The organism is Burkholderia sp. BCC1638 (assembly GCF_902833195.1).
Classification (GTDB): Bacteria; Pseudomonadota; Gammaproteobacteria; order Burkholderiales; family Burkholderiaceae; genus Burkholderia; species Burkholderia diffusa.
Genome location: NZ_CADFEC010000001.1, coordinates 54905 through 71324 on the forward strand (window position 1 = coordinate 54905; position 16420 = coordinate 71324).

Consider the following 16420-nt stretch of genomic DNA (forward strand, 5'->3'; position numbering starts at 1 on the left):
CATTTCGGCGTGTTATACGTCGGCGTTGCGCGCGATGCCGGCCGTCGCGAGTCGGCGGCCGTGCCCGCCGCCGGCCCCAGGCCTCGGCCCGCCGGTCTTCCGGCCCGCGCCCCGCATTCCGGATCCATTCATGTCCCATCCCGCTTCTCCGTCGCGGCCGCTCGCGTTTCGCGTGAACGGCACGCCGCTCACGTTCGACGCAGCCGCGCCCGACGCGCCGCTGCTGCTGATCCTGCGCAACGACTGCGCGCTCAACGGCCCGAAGTACGGCTGCGGGTTCGGCCAGTGCGGTGCATGCACGGTGCTGGTCGACGGGCAGGCGACGCGCGCGTGCGTCGTGCCGGCCGCCGCCGCACATGGGCGCGACGTGACGACGCTCGAAGGGCTCGGCTCGCGCGCCGCGCCGCATCCGATCCAGCGCGCGTTCATCGACGAGCAGGCCGCGCAGTGCGGCTATTGCCTGAACGGGATGATCATGAGCACGAAAGCGCTGCTCGACCGCAATCCGTTGCCGGACGATGCGACGATTCGCGACGCGTTGCGCTTCAATCTTTGCCGCTGCGGCACGCACCTGGAGATCATCCGCGCGGTGCATCGGGCCGCGCGCTATCTGCGGGATGACGGCGATGAAGCATGACCCGAGCGTGCCCGCGCAGCCCGAAACCGATGCGGACGATGTGCGATGCGATGAAGTGGCGGCCGGTTCGGCGCGGCGTGCGGATGACACGGCGTGCACGCATCGCGGGCGCTACGAGTGGCCGATCGGCGATACGCGCGCGCAGGCGTCGTTCGATGTCGAAACAAGGACCACCGCCGATGGCCGGATGACGACGTGGCGCTATCGCGCGCAGGCCGGTGAGACGGCGGATGTGCGGCGCGCGATGGCGGAGGGCGGGGCGTTGACACCATCTTCGCCGTTCGTCTATCGACATGCGCAGACGTCGATCGAGATGGCCGACATCCACCACGCGATTCCCGGCCATGCGCACGCGTTCGCGCGCGAATCGTTCGTCGACGAGCTGGCCGGTGCGCTGAAGCGCGATCCGGTCGCATTGCGTCTGCAGCATCTTGATGCGTCGCGCGATGCTGGGCCGCGCGAGATTATCCGGATGGTCAGCGAACGCGCCGCGTGGGGCGAACCGGCGACGGCGCACGTATCCGACCGCTTGAACGGACGCGGCTTTGCATTCGACGGGGCCGGTGCGCCCGATGCGTCGTCCGGGGACGAAAACGTGCAAGCCGATGCGGGTCGCGACAACGCCCCGCACTGGTCCGCGTGGGTCGTCGATCTCGACGTCGATCGTGCGACGGGCGAGGTCGCGGTGCGCCGCGTCGTCGCCGGACAGGGCACCGGCAATCCCGGGCGGGCGTCGATGGCGGGCTTGCCCGCATGGCAGATCGAGGCGACGATTTCGCGCGTGATGGGCGCGCGGCTGTCCGCGCGGCCGGCGCATGACGAGACCGGCGGCGATGTCGCGCCGGATGCGATCGCGCATGAACTCGTCGCGTTCGACGACGCCGCGCCGGGCGCGGATCGCGCCCGCTCGCTGTCGGCGTACGATGCGCAACGGATCGAGCAGGCGGCCGCGCCGGCCGCGGCCGCAATCGCGAACGCGCTGCATGACGCGACGGGCGTGCGTTTTCGCGCGCCGCCGTTCGATGCCGCGCGCATTCGCGAGGCGCTGACTCGGCCGGCACCGGTGGATTCAGGCGAGAGCCATTCCGGCACGTCGCGCCGTGCGTCGTCGCGCTGGCGCCGCTGGCTCGCTGGCGGTGGCGCGGGCGGGGTGGTCGGCGGGCTGATCGGGCTCGCGTGCGCGATTCTGCCGGGCCCGGCACCGATCGCGCCGATCGCATCGGGCGGTGCGGACGGCGCGATGTGGAGCGCGGCGACGCTCGAACGCGGTCGCCTGATCGCGCTCGCCGGCGATTGCGCGGTCTGTCATACCGCGCCCGGCGGCGCACCCAACGCGGGCGGTCTCGCGCTCGACACACCGTTCGGCACGATCTACACGACCAACATCACGCCCGATCCGGAAACCGGCATCGGCGCATGGTCGTATCCGGCGTTTGCGCGTGCGATGCGCGAAGGCATCGGCCGCGACGGCACGCATCTGTATCCGGCGTTTCCGTACACCGCGTTCGCGAAGCTGAGCGAGCCCGACCTGCTCGCGCTCTATGCCTATCTGATGTCGCGGCCGCCGGTGACGCATGCACCGCCGAAGACGAAGCTGCCGTTCCCGCTCGACCAGCGGCGCCTCGTCGCCGGATGGAACTGGCTGTTTCACGACGCGCGGCCGTTCGCGCCGGACCCGGCGCGCTCCGCGACATGGAATCGCGGCAAGTATCTGGTCGACGGCGCCGCGCACTGCGGCGCTTGCCATACGCCGCGCAACGCATTCGGCGCGGAACAGGGCGGGCGCGCGTACCTGGCCGGCGGCGAGGCCGAGGGATGGGTCGCTCCGCCACTCGTCGCGTCGCCGGCGTCACCGGTGCCGTGGACCGAAGACGCGCTGTTCGACTACCTGCGCACCGGTTTCTCCGCGCAGCACGGCGTCGCGGCTGGGCCGATGGCACCGGTGGTCGCGGGGCTCGCGGCGCTGCCCGAATCGGACGTTCGGGCGATCGCGCATTATCTGACGTCGCTGTCGCCGCCCGTCGATGCGGCCGTGGCGGCCGACACGGCGACCCGCCGTGCGCACGGTGCGGAAGCCGTCGCGACGCTCGGCCTCGAGAGCGGTCGGCGCGCGTTCGATGCCGCGTGCGCGGTGTGTCACTCGGAATCGGGCGGGGTCGGGCATTTCGGCGTGCGTCCGCTGATGGGGCTCAACACGAGCGTCAGCCAGGCCGCGCCCGACAACCTGCTGCGGGTGCTGCACGACGGGATCGACCATCCGGCCACCGACGCGCTCGGCTACATGCCGGGTTTCCGCGACGCGTTCGACGACCGGCAGATGGCCGAGCTTGCCGCGTACATCCGCGCGCGCTACGCGCCCGGTCAACCGGCGTGGCGAAACCTGGAGGAAGCCTCGGCGAGAATCAGGCAGGCACGCTCGCACTGACCGGCGCACGTGAAGAAGCAGTACGGCGGCCGGAGAAAAAGCGACACACGGGGCAACGCCGGGCGCGCCGCGGCCTCGTAAATCTTGCCGCGGACACCCATCGTTTAACCATTCGAAACAATGTGTTCATCGAAAAGGGCATGATCTCCGGCAATCGGGCAGGCATACTGTCGCCTATGTTGCTCAATGCCGTCGAATCGACGTGCGCTTGCCCCCCATGTCCATCCCTGTACCTTTTCGATCCCTGCGAGGGTTGACCATCGCGGCCGCTGCATGCTTGCTCGCCGCGTGTTCAACCGCCTCCGACGTGACCACGACGTCGAACCCGAACGTCTTCACCGTGACGACGCGCACGCTCGGCATGTCGACGACGTGGGCCGACGCCCATGAAAAAGCCGTCAACGAAGCGACCAACTACTGCACGCAGCGCGGCATGCGCGCGAGCCTGAAGCAGGAGTCGGTGACCGGCGGCCGCCGCGTCGACGCGCGCTCGGAACTCGCGTTCGAGTGCCATCCGACCTTCGAGACGGCGTCGAACCCGCGCGGATAAGCGCCGCGTCGCCCGCGCGGCCGTGGCCTCCACGCCCGTGCTGCTCCGGAAACGAATCGACCCGCGATGCCGTTGACGGGCATCGCGGGCCGACGCACGTCCGTCGGTCGCGTTACGCGGGCTGCGCCTCGTACAGCTTCACGCACGCGGAGAAGTCCAGCGTGCCGAGCCCTTGCTGGTTCATCGACTGATAAAGCTGCTGCGCGAGCGCACCCATCCACACCGGCTGCCGTGCGCTGCGCGCGGCTTCGGTCGCGAGCCCGAGATCCTTCAGCATCAGGTTCGCGGCGAAACCGCCCGAGTAGCCGCGCGCGGCGGGCGCCGCGTCGTTCACGCCCGGGTATGGGTTATACGCGTCCGAGCTCCAGCAGCGGCCGGTCGACGTGTTGATGATGCCGGCCAGCACGGCCGGATCGATGCCGAGCGCGGCGCCGAGCGCCATCGCTTCCGACACGCCCATCATCGAGATTCCGAGCAGCAGGTTGTTGCAGATCTTCGCGATCTGCCCGGTGCCCGTGCCGCCGCAATGCACGACATTCTTCCCCATGTCGAGCAGCACCGGGCGGATGCGCTCGAACAGCGCGCTTTCCGCGCCGACCATGAAGGTCAGCGTGCCGGCCTGCGCGCCGCCGGTGCCGCCCGACACCGGCGCATCGGCGAGCGGGAAGTCGCGCTGCGCGGCGGCGTCGGCCAGCGCGCGCACGGTGTCCGGATCGATCGTGCTGCAGTCGACGAACGTCGCGCCGGCGTGCGCGCCGGCCAGCACGCCGTCGTCGCCGAGATAAACCGCGCGCACGTGCTGCGCGGCCGGCAGCATCGTGATCACCAGCGACGCGCGGGCGGCCGCGTCACGCGGCGACGCGGCCGCCGTCGCGCCCGCACGCACGGCGGTGTCGACCGCGTTCGCATCGAGGTCGAATACCGTCAGCGTGTGACCGGCCTTGAGCAGGTTGGCGGCCATGGGGCCGCCCATGTTGCCGAGTCCGATGAATGCAATTTCCATGTACAGGCTCCTGTGTCGACCGGACTTGGCGCTTCAGCGCTTAGTCCGGTCCCATGCTTCGCGGTCGACCGGACTTGGCGCTTTAGCGCTTGGTCCGGTCCCATGCTTCGCGCTCAGCGCAACGCGATCGTCGTGTTCACGCCGCCGGCCGTCGCGTCGTCGTCGAACCAGCGCGCGGTGACCGTCTTCGTCTGCGTGTAGAACTGCACGACCTGCTTGCCGTACGGGCCGAGATCGCCGAGCTTCGAGCCGCGCGAGCCGGTGAAGCTGAAGTAGGGGACCGGCACCGGAATCGGGATGTTGATGCCGACTTGACCGACGTCGATCTCGCTCTGGAACTTGCGCGCGGCCGCGCCGCTCTGCGTGAAGAGGCCGACGCCGTTGCCCATCGGGTTCGCGTTGACGAGCGCGATCGCGTCGTCGAGCGTGTCGGCTTCGAGCACGACCACCACCGGCCCGAAGATTTCTTCCGTGTAGATCGACATGTCGGTCGTCACGCCCGAGAAGATCGTCGGGCCGACGAAGTTGCCGTGCTCGTAGCCGGGCACCGTCACGTCGCGGCCGTCGAGCAGCAGCGTCGCGCCTTCCTTCACGCCCGCGTCGATCAGCGACAGGATGCGCGCCTTCGCCGCCTTCGACACGACCGGGCCGACGTCCGTGCCGGCTTCCGCACCGGCGTTGACCTTCAGCGCCTTCGCCTTTTCGACCAGATCGGGCAGCCAGTCACGCGCCTTGCCGACCAGCACCACGACCGACGTCGCCATGCAGCGCTGGCCGGCCGCGCCGAAGCCCGCGCCGACCAGCGCGTTGATCGACTGCTCGCGATGCGCATCCGGCAGCACGACCGCGTGATTCTTCGCGCCCATCATCGACTGCACGCGCTTGCCGTGCTGGCTGCCGAGGTTGTACACGTGCGTGCCGACGCGCGTCGAGCCGACGAACGAGATCGCCTTGATGTCCGGGTGCGTGCAGAGGCGGTCGACCACCATCTTGCCGCCGTGCACGACGTTCAGCACGCCCATCGGCACGCCGGCCTCGATCGCGAGCTCGACGAGCTGCATCGTCGACAGCGGATCCTGCTCGGACGGTTTCAGCACGAACGTGTTGCCGCACACGATCGCCATCGGGAACATCCACAGCGGGATCATGCCGGGGAAGTTGAACGGCGTGATGCCCGCGCACACGCCGATCGGCTGGCGCAGCGTGTAGGTGTCGACGCCGCCCGCGACGTTCTCCGCGAACTCGCCTTGCTGCAGCGTGCCGATCGAGCATGCGTGCTCGACCACTTCGAGGCCGCGGAAGATGTCGCCCTGCGCGTCGGGCAGCGTCTTGCCTTGCTCGGCCGTCAGCGTGTGCGCGATCCGTTCGAGATTGCGGCGCACCAGATCCTGGAACTTCAGCATGATGCGCAGCCGCGCGCCGATCGGCGTCGTCTTCCAGGTCTGGAACGCGCGCTGCGCGGACGCGATCGCGGCATCGACCTCGTCGAGCGTCGCGTACGGCACGCGGCCGATCACTTCCTGCGTCGCGGGGTTGACGATGTCGCCCCATTCGGCGCTTTGCGAATCGACGAACGCGCCGTCGATCAGCAGCTTGGCGGTGGGCAGGGCGAGGGTGGTCTGGGGAACTGCGGCGTTCATGGAACTCTCCGGAAACGGTGGTGCGAAGAAAATGGGTGCCCTGCGTCCGTCGCGCGTTCGGCCACGGCGGACGGCAGGTCGAATGGAAACCGGGTAAGGACGGGCCGGCGGGCGTCGATGCGTTACGTCCGTGCCGGACGCATCAGTGCGGTGCACGCGAGCGCGAATACGCCGAAGCCGACGAGGTACGCGATCACGTAGTGCGGCTGGCCGCCGCCCGCTTTGAGCAGCGACGTCGCGATCATCGGCGCGAAGCCGCCGCCGATCACGCCGGCGAGCTGCACCGACAGCGAGATGCCGCTGTAGCGGATTTCCGCCGGGAACTGCTGCGCGAACAGCAGCGACTCCGGTGCGTAAAGAATCGGGAACACGACGCCGAGGCCGAGCACGATCGCCCACCATGCGTACGACGTCTGCTGCGTGCCGAGCATCATGAAGAACGGCGCGGCGAACGCGCACATCAGCACGAGGCCGATCGCGAACATCCGGCGCTGGCCGATGCGGTCGCTCAGATGCCCGCACAGCGGCATCGTGACGAGCGACAGCGCCGCGCCGGCCGTGATCGCGTGCAGCATGTCGGCCTTCGGCAGGTGCAACTGCTGCGTTGCATAGGCGAGCGCGAACGTGACGACCATGTAGAACCACGTGTTCTCGGCGGCGCGCGCGCCGACGATCGTCAGCACCTCGCGCGGATGGCGGCGCAGCGCGGCCGTCACCGGCGACTTCTCGGCCTTGCCCTGGCGCTGCATCTTCTCGAAGTCCGGCGACTCCGGCACCTTCGCGCGGATGAACCAGCCGAGGCCGACGAGCGCGATGCTCGCGAGGAACGGCACGCGCCAGCCCCACGACAGCATGTCGGCTTCGGGCAGCGCGGCCACCGCCGCCATCGCGACCGACGACAGGATCAGCCCGAGCCCGACGCCCGTCTGCGGCAGGCTGCCGAACAGCCCCTTGCGGCCCTTCGGCGCGTGCTCGACGGCCATCAGCACCGCGCCGCCCCATTCGCCGCCGACCGCCATCCCCTGCAGGAAGCGCATCGCGATCAGCAGGGCGGCAGCCCAGTAGCCGATGCGGTCGTACGACGGGATCAGCCCGATGATCATGCTCGGCACGCCCATCAGCAGCAGCGTGATCATCAGCATCGACTTGCGGCCGATGCGGTCGCCGAAGTGGCCGAACACGATGCCGCCCATCGGCCGCCCGATGAAGCCGACCGCGAACGTGCCGAACGCGGCGAGCGTGCCGACGACGGGGTCCAGCGACGGGAAGAAGATGCGGTTGAATACGAGCGCGGCGGCGGTGCCGTAGAGGAAGAAGTCGTACCACTCGATCGTGGTGCCGGCCATGCTGGCCCAGCCGGCCAGCAGGTAGTGCCTCGCGGTGCGGGCAGGGGCCGGCGTCGCGACGGCGGCATGCTCATCGAGGGTGGATCGCGTCTGCATGGTGTCTCCGTATTTATTGCCCGCGGCTCATGGTCCGCAGGTCACGGTCGAGTATAGTTATGCGCGGATCCACGATGTACCGACAAGAAAACCGGTTGGATGTGCATTTATGCATATCGACGGCCGGCCCGGAGACTCCTGCCCTTTTTCCCGCCGATGCGACACGCCACCGAGCCGGTTTCCGGCAACCTGAACTGGGACGACCTGCGCTTCTTCCTCGAAGTCGCCCGCACGCAGCGCGCGAGCGGGGCGGCGAAGCGTCTCGGCGTCGACTACACGACGGTCGCGCGGCGCATTCGCGCGCTCGAGGCCGCGATGGGCACGCTGCTGTTCGACAAGTCGCGCTCCGGCGGCTTCACGCTGACGGCCGAGGGGCAGCGGCTCGTCGCGTATGCGGACGCGATGGAGACGACCGTGCACTCCGCGTGCGACCAGGTCGCCAATACCGGCGAGGCGCTGTCGGGCCACGTGCGGATCGGGTCGACCGAGGGGTTCGGCTGCTTTTTCCTCGCGCCGCAGCTGGCGCGGTTTCGCGTCGCGCATCCGCACGTGACGGTCGATCTGCTGCCGGTCCCGCACTTCGTCAACCTGCCGAAGCGCGAAGCCGATCTGGCGATCACGCTCGAGCGGCCCGAACGCGGGCCTTACGTGGTCACGAAGCTGTGCGACTACCAGTTGCGGCTCTATGCGACGCGCGACTATCTGGCGAACCACGCGCCGATCACGTGCACCGACGATCTCGCGCGGCATGCGTTCATCAGCTACGTCGACGATCTCGCGTTCAGCAGCGAGCTGCTGTATCTGGAGCGCGCGGTGCCCGGCGCGACCGCCGGATTGCGCACGACGAGCGTGATCGCGCAGGTGTTCGCGGCGCTGCAGGGCGGCGCGCTCGCGATCCTGCCGTGCTTCATGGCGGCCACGCAGCCGGCGCTGGTGCCGGTGCTGCCGGACGACGTGGTCGTCACGCGGTGCTTCTGGCTGACGTGTCGCGAGGACCTGCGCAAGCTGCGCCGCGTGACGGCGCTATGGGATTACCTGCGCGCGGCGGCGGACGCGAATCGGGCATTGCTGATGGGGGAGTCGGAGCAGGTGCGATTCGTCGGCGATTGAGCGCGGCGGTGCGTCACGGGCGATTCGTCCCGTGTTGATCGGCGGCGACGACGAACGTAACCGGGCCGCGGTGACGACCCGGACGTTCATGTCGTCATCGCGATCCGGGCACGCGGCCGTGCGTCAACCCGGACAGCCGAGCCGATCGGCGAGTTCGTGCAGGTTCTTGACGTCGAAATCCCACGCGCCGTCGGCTTTCAGATCCGTCGTCTGGTTCGGCCCGTGTTCGGTCGGCCGCAGCACGAACGCGGTCGCGAGCCCCAGTTGCCGCGCGGCGGCCAGATCACCGTTGTGCGCGGCGACCAGGCACAGCTCGGCCGGCTCGACGCCGAGAATCTCGACCGCTTCGGTGTAGACCTTCGGCGACGGCTTGTACGCGTGCGCGACTTCGGCGCCGAGAATCGCGTCCCACGGCAGGCCGCCGTGTTTCGCGACGTCGACCATCAGCCGGATGTTGCCGTTCGACAGCGGCGCGATGATGTAGCGCTGTTTCAGCCGCTGCAGCGCCGCGACGGAATCGGGCCATGGATCGAGCCGGTGCCACGCGAGGTTGAGCGCGTCGATCTCCGCGTCGGGCACGCCGTCGATCCCGTAGCGGTCGAGCGTGCGCACGAGGTTCTCGCGATGCAGCACGTCGAGCCGCACGTAGCGCCTGCGCCCGCTGCGGATTTCCTCCATCGACGGCGCATATTCGCGGCGCCATGTATCGGCGAATTCGAACGGATCGCGATCCGGCGCATGGCGCGCCAGGAACGTGGCGGCTTCGCGCGCGACGCCGTTTCTCCAGTCGACGATCGTTCCGAACACGTCGAAAACGAGCGCCTTGATGTCGGCAGGGTTCGTCATGGGATTCCGTGAAGGTCGGTCGAGGGAGGCGCGATGCGCGGCGTGGCGACACGCGTGACGCCGGTTCGAACGACATTGAAGCACGTATCCGTGAACGTGGCTGGCCGTGCGGCATCGAAGGTGCCTGGAGGAGGGCAGCCACGGCATCCGACGCGGATCCTGGGGCCGCGCCGGAGACGGCTTACCCGTCGGACAGCGACCACGTGGTGTAGATCGCGTTGTTGCCCGCCCGGGCCGACCGGCTCGGGCGGGTCAAGTCACGCAACGCGCGCTTGCGGCCGCGACGCGCGTCGGGTTCGCGCCGGAATCAGCTCTTGTCGTACGCGAACTGGATGCCCGCGGTGCCGCCAGTTTCGATGAACAGTTTCATGAACGCGGGAACGGTTTCGCTGCGCGCCCAGTCGCGCTGCAGTTCGCAGAACAGCTGCGCGACGCTGATCATCTGGCCGCCGGCCTGCTCGATGCGACGCAGTGCGGCCTCGTGCGCGGCGACCGACGTGCCGCCGACCGCGTCGACGACCACATAGACTTCATAGCCGGCCTTCAGCGCGTCGAGTGCCGGGAAGGTCAGGCAGGCCTCGGTCCACAGCGCGGTCATGATGAGTTTCTTGCGGCCGGCGGCCTCGACGGCCTTGCGGAACTCGACGTCTTCCCACGAGTTGATGCTGGTGCGGTCGTAGGTCGGATAGCCTTCGAGCGCGGCGCGCAATTGCGGGATCGGCGGCTTGTTCAGGCCGGTCTTCACGTTGACGGTCGAGTGGACGATCGGCAGGTTGTACGTGACCGCGGCCTTCGATGCGCCGACGATGTTGTTGATCAGCAGCTGGCGATCCATCGACGCGATGGAGTTCACCTGGACCGGCTGGTAATCGATGACGATGAACGCCGCGTTCTGCGGGGTGAGCAGGTGGTCGTTCGCCGGATCGCGAATCGGTTCGCTTGCCATGGTTATCTCCAGAAACAAGGCAGGAAGTGAGAGAAATCCCGACGGTCCAGGGTAGGGCTGCCGCGGCGTCGGGATCGCCGTCGCGGCGGTGCGCCCGTGCCGTCGCAGACGTCCGATGTGATCGCACGGCGGGCGAATGCTGCTGGCCTGGCCATCGAATAAAGATGCTATTCGCGCAACAACCGGGTTTCCAGCCCCTTAGAATGCCGTCAGTGTTCTATGGATGGAACAATCATGGATGACCTGAACGACCTCTACTATTTCGTGAAGGTGGTCGAGCACGGCGGATTCACGCAGGCGGGGCGGGCACTGGATGTCCCGAAGTCGACGCTGAGCCGGCGCATCGCCGCGCTCGAAGCGCAATACGACGTGCGGCTGCTGCAGCGGACCACGCGTCATTTCACGGTCACGGAAACCGGCCGCGAATTCTACGAGCGCTGCCTCGCGGTGCTGGTCGAAGCCGACGCCGCGCGCGAGGTGATCGAGCGCCGGCACGCGGAGCCGCGTGGGATCGTCCGGGTGAGCTGCCCGACAGCACTGCTCGAATATCGCGTGAGCGAACTCATCGCGCGCTTCATGGCGATCCATCCGGCGGTGCACGTACATCTCGAGGCGACGAACCGCCGCGTCGACCTGTTGAGCGAAGGCTTCGACCTGGCGCTGCGCGTGCGTTTTCCGCCGCTGGAAGACAGCGACCTCGTGATGCGGATCCTGGGCGACAGCCCGCAGCGGCTGGTGGCCGCGCCGCAGTGGCTGAACGGGCGCGCCGTGCCGACCGAACCGGCCGAGCTGGGCGGCGAGCCGAGCCTCGACTGGGGGCCGGCGCGGCATCATGCGTGGCAGCTGGTCGGGCCGAACGGCGAGCAGGCGCAACTGCGCCATCACCCGCGCTACATCTCCGACGACATGCACGCGTTGCGCGACGCGGCGATGCACGGCGTCGGCATCGTGCAACTGCCGTGCATGGTCGTCGAGGATGCCTTGCGCGACGGCACGCTGATCGACGTGCTGCCGGGGTGGGCGCCGAAGGGCGGCGTGATTCACGCAGTGTTCCCGTCGCGGCGCGGGCTCCTGCCGCGCGTGCGGCTGCTGATCGACTTCCTCGCCGAACATATCCGCAAGGACTGACGGCGGCGTAATAATCAGACGAATCGGGTTCCGGCGACCGGCCGGCCGCGACCGCGCGTAAGCCCTGATGCGCAGGGACGCGCAGGGCTGCACGGATTGGTATTAAATGTACTTTGGTGCGCATCAGGGGCGCACCCGAATGGGGACGCACCGGGGGCACGACGTAATCCCGGTGCGGAAAACGGCACGAAGCATCGCTAACGAATCGGGCGCATCAGACCCGGTCGAACTGACGGCAGGATTCATGTCGAATACCGAACCGCAAAGTTCTCGCTACAGCCTCGGCCTCGCAGCGGAAGTGCTCGCATCCGAGCAGAGCGTGCTGAGGCTGATCACGCGCAACACACCGCTGCCGGAACTGCTCGTCGAGGTATGCCGGCGCGCCGAGGCGCTGCTCGGCGACGGCGCCTCGTGCACGATCCTGCTGCTCGACGCGGACGGCGTGCACGTGCGCGTCGGCGCCGCGCCGTCGCTTCCCGCGCAGTACAGCGCGGCGATCGACGGAGCGTCGATCGGTCCCGCCGCGGGCTCGTGCGGCACGGCGATGTACGAGCGCCGGATGGTCGCCGTCGACGACATCGAAACCGATCCGCTGTGGGCCGACTTTCGTTCGTTCGCGTTGCCGTTCGGCCTGCGCGCGTGCTGGTCGGTGCCGTTTCTGGACGAAGCGGGCACCGTGCTCGGCGCGTTCGCCGTCTATCACCGGACGCCGCGCCGGCCCACCGACACGGAAACCGACCTGTTGCGCGACATCGGCAACAGCGTCGGCCTCGCGGTGCACCAGGACTGGATCGCGCGGCAGCTCGTGCGCAGCGAGGAACATCACCGCCTGGTCGTCAACAGCCTGAACGAAGGGATTCTCGTCGTGTCGCCCGACGGCGTGGTGGTCGCGAGTAATCCGAGCGCGAACCGGATGATGCGCGTGAAGGGCGATCTCGTCGGCCGCCGGTTGTCGACGGTGATCCTGTACAAGCTGTACGAGGACGGCACGCCGATCGCGCCCGACGACTGGCCGAGCCGGCGCGCGTTCACCACGGCGATGCCTCAGCTCGACTACTCGGTCGGCTTCGGGCTCGCCGATGGCGACGTCATCTGGGTGCGCGGCAACGCGGTGCCGATCGTGAAGCCGGGCGAGTCGCAACCCGAATCGGTGCTGGTGTCGTTTCACGACATCGGCCCCGTGCGCGAGGCGCAGCAGCAGCTGCGCTACCTGGCGACGCGCGACGCGCTGACGGGCCTCTACAACCGGCGCTGGCTCTCCGACCGGATGCGCGAGCTGTTCGGCGCGCGCGATGCGGCGGCCGGGCCTGCGCGTGTCGCGATCCTGTTCATCGATCTCGTCGGCTTCAAGAAGGTCAACGACACGGCCGGGCACGACGCCGGCGACGCGCTGCTGCGCAGCGTCGCGGCGCGCCTCGCGGCGTGCGCGGGCGGGCGCCACGCGCTCACGCGCGTCGGCGGCGACGAGTTCGTGATCCTCGTCGACGACTGCGACGATCCCGACGCGCTCGCCGTGCTCGCGCGCGAGGTGATCGATACGATCGCGAAGCCGTTCGAGATCGCGAACAACGAGTACTGGCTCGGCGTGTCGATCGGGATCAGCGTCGCGCCGCGCGACGGCGACGACGCGGCCACGCTGATGCGCAATGCCGATTCCGCGATGTACGACGCGAAGCAGCGCGGCCGCAACCACTTCACGTTCTTCACCGCGCAGTTGAACCTGCGCCTGCAGCGCCGCTTCGCGATCGAGCAGTCGCTGCGGCGCGCGATCGCCTCGGATGCGCTGCGGCTCGCCTATCAGCCGGTCGTCGACGCGCGCAGCGGCCGCACGGTCGGCGCCGAAGCGCTGCTGCGCTGGACGAGCCCCGAGCTCGGGCCGATGTCGCCGGCGGAATTCATCCCGGTCGCGGAAGATACCGGGCTCATCGTCGCGATCGGCCAGTGGGTGCTCGAAACGGCCTGCCGGCAAGCCGCCGAATGGCGCCGCACGATCGCCCCCGACCTGATGCTGGCGGTCAACCTGTCGCCGCGGCAGTTCCACGAGGGGCTCGTCGAGTCGGTCGACCGCTGCCTCGAACAGACGCGGCTCGATCCGGGCGCGCTCGAACTGGAAATTACCGAAGGACTGCTGATGAACGACACGGACACCGTGCTGCCGATGCTCGAGGCGCTCACGGACATGAACGTGCGGATCTCGGTCGACGACTTCGGCACCGGTTATTCGTCGCTCGCGTACCTGAAGCGTTTCCCGCTGCACAACCTGAAGGTCGACCGTTCGTTCGTGTCGGGCGTGCCCGATCATCGCGACTCGGTCGCGATCACGCAGGCCGTCGTCGCGATGGCGCATTCGCTCGGGATGAAGGTTACCGCGGAAGGCGTCGAGACCGAGGCGCAGTCGTGGTTCCTGCAGCAGATCGGCTGCGACATGCAGCAGGGTTACCTGTTCGGCCGGCCGCTCGATCCGGCCGACTACGCGCGCCGGCTCGTCACTGTCTAGGCGTTCACGCGAAACCGCCGCCGTCCGGCGACGCAGGCGGGGTACTGGGTGCCGGCGGTGCGGGCGGCGCATCGATCTCGACGCGATTCTTGCCGTCGTGCTTCGCGCGGTACAGCGCGTGATCGGCGGCCTCGATCAGCGACGTCGTCGGCAGGCCGGCGGCCGGCACGATGCTCGCGCCGCCGATGCTGATCGTCACGTAGCGACCCGTCGACGAGTGCGCGTGCTCGAGCCGCAGCGACTCGACCGCGAGGCGGATCTTCTCGCCGAGCAGCCGCGCGGCGCCCGGCGACGTGGCCGGCATCACGACCGCGAACTCCTCGCCGCCGAAACGCGCGGCGAGATCGCCGGATTGCCCGAGACAGCGTTCGATGGTGGCCGCGACCTGCTTGAGCACGCCGTCGCCCGACACGTGGCCGTACGTGTCGTTGTACAGCTTGAAGTTGTCGACGTCGATCATCAGCAGCGACAGCTCGCTGCGCTCGCGCGTGCCGCGCCGCCATTCGGCGGCCAGATATTCGTCGAGATAGCGGCGGTTCGACAGCCCGGTCAGGCCGTCCGAATGCGTGAGGCGCCGCAGTTCGAGATTGGCCTCCAGCAGTTGCTGCTGCGATTGCCGCAGCGCGCGATAGGCTTCGTCCCGCTGCAGCAGGTTCATGTACGAGCGCGAGTGATAGCGGATCCGCGCGATCAGCTCGATGCGGTCCGGCAATTTCACGAGGTAGTCGTTCGCGCCGGCCGCGAACGCGGCGCTCTTGATCACCGGCTCTTCCTGCGTCGACAGCACGATGATCGGCACGTCGCGCGTCGCCGGATTCGCACGGTACGCCTTCACGAGGCTCAGACCGTCGGTGCCGGGCATCACGAGATCCTGCAGGATCACGGTCGGCCGCGTCTCGATCGCGGTCGCCAGCGCGTCGTCCGAGCGCGGGCAGTAGTGGAAATCGATGCCGTCCTCGTCGACGAGCGCGCGTCGGATGGCTTCCGCGACGATCGTCTGGTCGTCGACCAGCAGGACCATCGCGGGCGCGTCGGCGTGCGGCGTGGGCGCCGCGTGCGCGGCGTCGAACGCCGCATGCAGCCCGCCGGGCGGGCGGGTGAGGTCGCTAGTCATGATTGATGCAGGGTTGCGCCATGGTAGCGATGGGTGTGACAGGGTTTCATCGGGTTCAGATTCGCGCGAGCGCCACCAGCTCGCCCGCGATGCGCTCGAGCGGCAGGATCGCGCGCGCGGCGCCGAGCGTCGCGGCCGCCTTCGGCATGCCATAGACGGCGCTGGTCGCCTCGTCCTGCGCGATCGTATGACAGCCCTTCATCCGCAATGCCTTCAGGCCGATCGCGCCGTCCCGTCCCATGCCGGTCAGCAGCACGCCGATCACGCGTCCCGGCCAGTGCTCGGTCAGGCTGTTGAAGAATACGTCGACCGACGGCCGGTACGGCGTGGCGGCCGGTTCGCGCGTGTATTCGAGCGTGCCGGTGCGCGTGACGCGCAGGTGATCGTCGGTCGCCGCGAGCAACGCGACGCCGGGCTGAGGGCGGTCGCCTTCGTGCGCGACGCGTACGGTCAGCGGTGTCTGGCCGTCGAGCCATTGCGCCATCCCTTCGGCGAACGCGCGATCGACGTGCTGGACGATCACGATCGGCGCGCTGAAGTCGGCCGGCAGGCTGCCGAGGATCGACGCGAGCGCGCCGGGGCCGCCGGCGGACGCGCCGATCGCGATCAGCGGGCCGCCGCTCGTGCGCGAGGTCGTGCCGGCCGCGCGGACGCCGCCGGGCGCGTCGAGCAGCCGGCCGATCTGGTCGATCTTCGCGAGCAGCAGCCGCGCGGTGTCGCCGCACGCGCCTTCGCCGAGGCGTGGCGTGTCGACCGCGTCGAGCGCGCCGGCGCCCATCGCTTCGAACACGCGCCACGCGTTCGCGCCGATGCAGCTCGTCACGATCAGGATCGCGCACGGGCGGCTGGAACGCATGATCCGCCGCGTCGCCTCGATGCCGTCGAACTTCGGCATGATCAGGTCCATCAGCACGACGTCGGGCGGTTGCGCGGCGCACATTTCGACGGCTTGCGCGCCGTCGGTCGCGACCCACAGCACGCGATGCTCGGGCCGGTGCGCGAGCGCGCGGCGCATCGCCTCGACGGCAAGCGGGAGGTCGTTGACGATGCCGATGTTCACAAGCGGGATACTCCGGTCGGTT

The 16420-nt window shown here is 69.0% G+C and carries 13 protein-coding genes; 6 read left to right on the forward strand and 7 right to left on the reverse strand.

Annotated features, from left to right (window positions below):
* Positions 1-130 precede the first annotated feature (130 nt).
* The 3 genes from HWX22_RS00275 (at position 131) to HWX22_RS00285 (ending at position 3612) form a co-directional block, all read left to right on the forward strand.
* Entirely contained in the window at positions 131-637 is a 507-nt protein-coding gene (locus HWX22_RS00275; RefSeq protein WP_059818854.1) for a (2Fe-2S)-binding protein, read from the forward strand.
* Positions 627-3062, forward strand: coding sequence for a c-type cytochrome (locus HWX22_RS00280; RefSeq protein WP_175914793.1), 2436 nt, complete (start codon positions 627-629; stop codon positions 3060-3062). The genes HWX22_RS00275 and HWX22_RS00280 overlap by 11 nt, the downstream gene beginning before the upstream one ends.
* Before the next feature lie 217 nt (positions 3063-3279).
* Entirely contained in the window at positions 3280-3612 is a 333-nt protein-coding gene (locus HWX22_RS00285; protein WP_059818855.1) for a hypothetical protein, read from the forward strand.
* A gap of 112 nt (positions 3613-3724) precedes the next feature.
* Here the strand turns inward: HWX22_RS00285 and mmsB are convergent, their stop codons facing one another.
* From mmsB to HWX22_RS00300, 3 genes are all read right to left on the reverse strand, one after another.
* Positions 3725-4615: a 3-hydroxyisobutyrate dehydrogenase gene (gene mmsB, locus HWX22_RS00290; RefSeq protein ID WP_175914794.1), complete on the reverse strand. Its 891-nt coding sequence runs from the start codon at positions 4613-4615 to the stop codon at positions 3725-3727.
* A 113-nt stretch (positions 4616-4728) separates the two neighbouring features.
* Complete coding sequence (locus HWX22_RS00295) at positions 4729-6255, reverse strand: CoA-acylating methylmalonate-semialdehyde dehydrogenase (RefSeq protein WP_175914795.1); 1527 nt, start codon at positions 6253-6255, stop codon at positions 4729-4731.
* A gap of 122 nt (positions 6256-6377) precedes the next feature.
* A complete protein-coding gene (locus HWX22_RS00300; protein WP_175912505.1) occupies positions 6378-7697 on the reverse strand; it encodes an MFS transporter in 1320 nt (439 codons plus the stop codon).
* A gap of 156 nt (positions 7698-7853) precedes the next feature.
* Here HWX22_RS00300 and HWX22_RS00305 point away from each other — a divergent pair, with 156 nt between their 5' ends.
* On the forward strand, positions 7854-8807 hold the full coding sequence (locus HWX22_RS00305) for a LysR family transcriptional regulator (RefSeq protein WP_175914796.1): 954 nt from the start codon (positions 7854-7856) through the stop codon (positions 8805-8807).
* Positions 8808-8930: 123 nt separating this feature from the next.
* Here HWX22_RS00305 and HWX22_RS00310 read toward each other — a convergent pair whose 3' ends face one another.
* Positions 8931-9653 (reverse strand): haloacid dehalogenase type II, encoded by a 723-nt coding sequence (locus HWX22_RS00310; RefSeq protein WP_175912507.1) that lies wholly within the window; start codon positions 9651-9653, stop codon positions 8931-8933.
* Between the two features lie 307 nt (positions 9654-9960).
* Entirely contained in the window at positions 9961-10599 is a 639-nt protein-coding gene (locus HWX22_RS00315; RefSeq protein ID WP_175912508.1) for a hydrolase, read from the reverse strand.
* 234 nt (positions 10600-10833) lie between these two features.
* Between HWX22_RS00315 and HWX22_RS00320 the strand changes: the two genes are divergently transcribed.
* Positions 10834-11727, forward strand: a complete 894-nt coding sequence (locus HWX22_RS00320; protein WP_175912509.1) for a LysR substrate-binding domain-containing protein — start codon at positions 10834-10836, stop codon at positions 11725-11727.
* Between the two features lie 244 nt (positions 11728-11971).
* Positions 11972-14224: an EAL domain-containing protein gene (locus HWX22_RS00325; RefSeq protein WP_175912510.1), complete on the forward strand. Its 2253-nt coding sequence runs from the start codon at positions 11972-11974 to the stop codon at positions 14222-14224.
* 4 nt (positions 14225-14228) lie between these two features.
* Here the strand turns inward: HWX22_RS00325 and HWX22_RS00330 are convergent, their stop codons facing one another.
* On the reverse strand, positions 14229-15338 hold the full coding sequence (locus HWX22_RS00330) for a diguanylate cyclase (protein WP_175914797.1): 1110 nt from the start codon (positions 15336-15338) through the stop codon (positions 14229-14231).
* Positions 15339-15393: 55 nt separating this feature from the next.
* On the reverse strand, positions 15394-16398 hold the full coding sequence (locus HWX22_RS00335; protein WP_175914798.1) for a chemotaxis response regulator protein-glutamate methylesterase: 1005 nt from the start codon (positions 16396-16398) through the stop codon (positions 15394-15396).
* Positions 16399-16420: the final 22 nt, after the last annotated feature.

Coding starts and splice junctions, on each gene's coding strand:
- HWX22_RS00275 (WP_059818854.1), top strand. CDS start 131: ATGTCCCATCCCGCTTCTCCGTCGCGGCCGCTCGCGTTTCGCGTGAAC.
- HWX22_RS00280 (WP_175914793.1), top strand. CDS start 627: ATGAAGCATGACCCGAGCGTGCCCGCGCAGCCCGAAACCGATGCGGAC.
- HWX22_RS00285 (WP_059818855.1), top strand. CDS start 3,280: ATGTCCATCCCTGTACCTTTTCGATCCCTGCGAGGGTTGACCATCGCG.
- mmsB (WP_175914794.1), bottom strand. CDS start 4,615: ATGGAAATTGCATTCATCGGACTCGGCAACATGGGCGGCCCCATGGCC.
- HWX22_RS00295 (WP_175914795.1), bottom strand. CDS start 6,255: ATGAACGCCGCAGTTCCCCAGACCACCCTCGCCCTGCCCACCGCCAAG.
- HWX22_RS00300 (WP_175912505.1), bottom strand. CDS start 7,697: ATGCAGACGCGATCCACCCTCGATGAGCATGCCGCCGTCGCGACGCCG.
- HWX22_RS00305 (WP_175914796.1), top strand. CDS start 7,854: ATGCGACACGCCACCGAGCCGGTTTCCGGCAACCTGAACTGGGACGAC.
- HWX22_RS00310 (WP_175912507.1), bottom strand. CDS start 9,653: ATGACGAACCCTGCCGACATCAAGGCGCTCGTTTTCGACGTGTTCGGA.
- HWX22_RS00315 (WP_175912508.1), bottom strand. CDS start 10,599: ATGGCAAGCGAACCGATTCGCGATCCGGCGAACGACCACCTGCTCACC.
- HWX22_RS00320 (WP_175912509.1), top strand. CDS start 10,834: ATGGATGACCTGAACGACCTCTACTATTTCGTGAAGGTGGTCGAGCAC.
- HWX22_RS00325 (WP_175912510.1), top strand. CDS start 11,972: ATGTCGAATACCGAACCGCAAAGTTCTCGCTACAGCCTCGGCCTCGCA.
- HWX22_RS00330 (WP_175914797.1), bottom strand. CDS start 15,338: ATGACTAGCGACCTCACCCGCCCGCCCGGCGGGCTGCATGCGGCGTTC.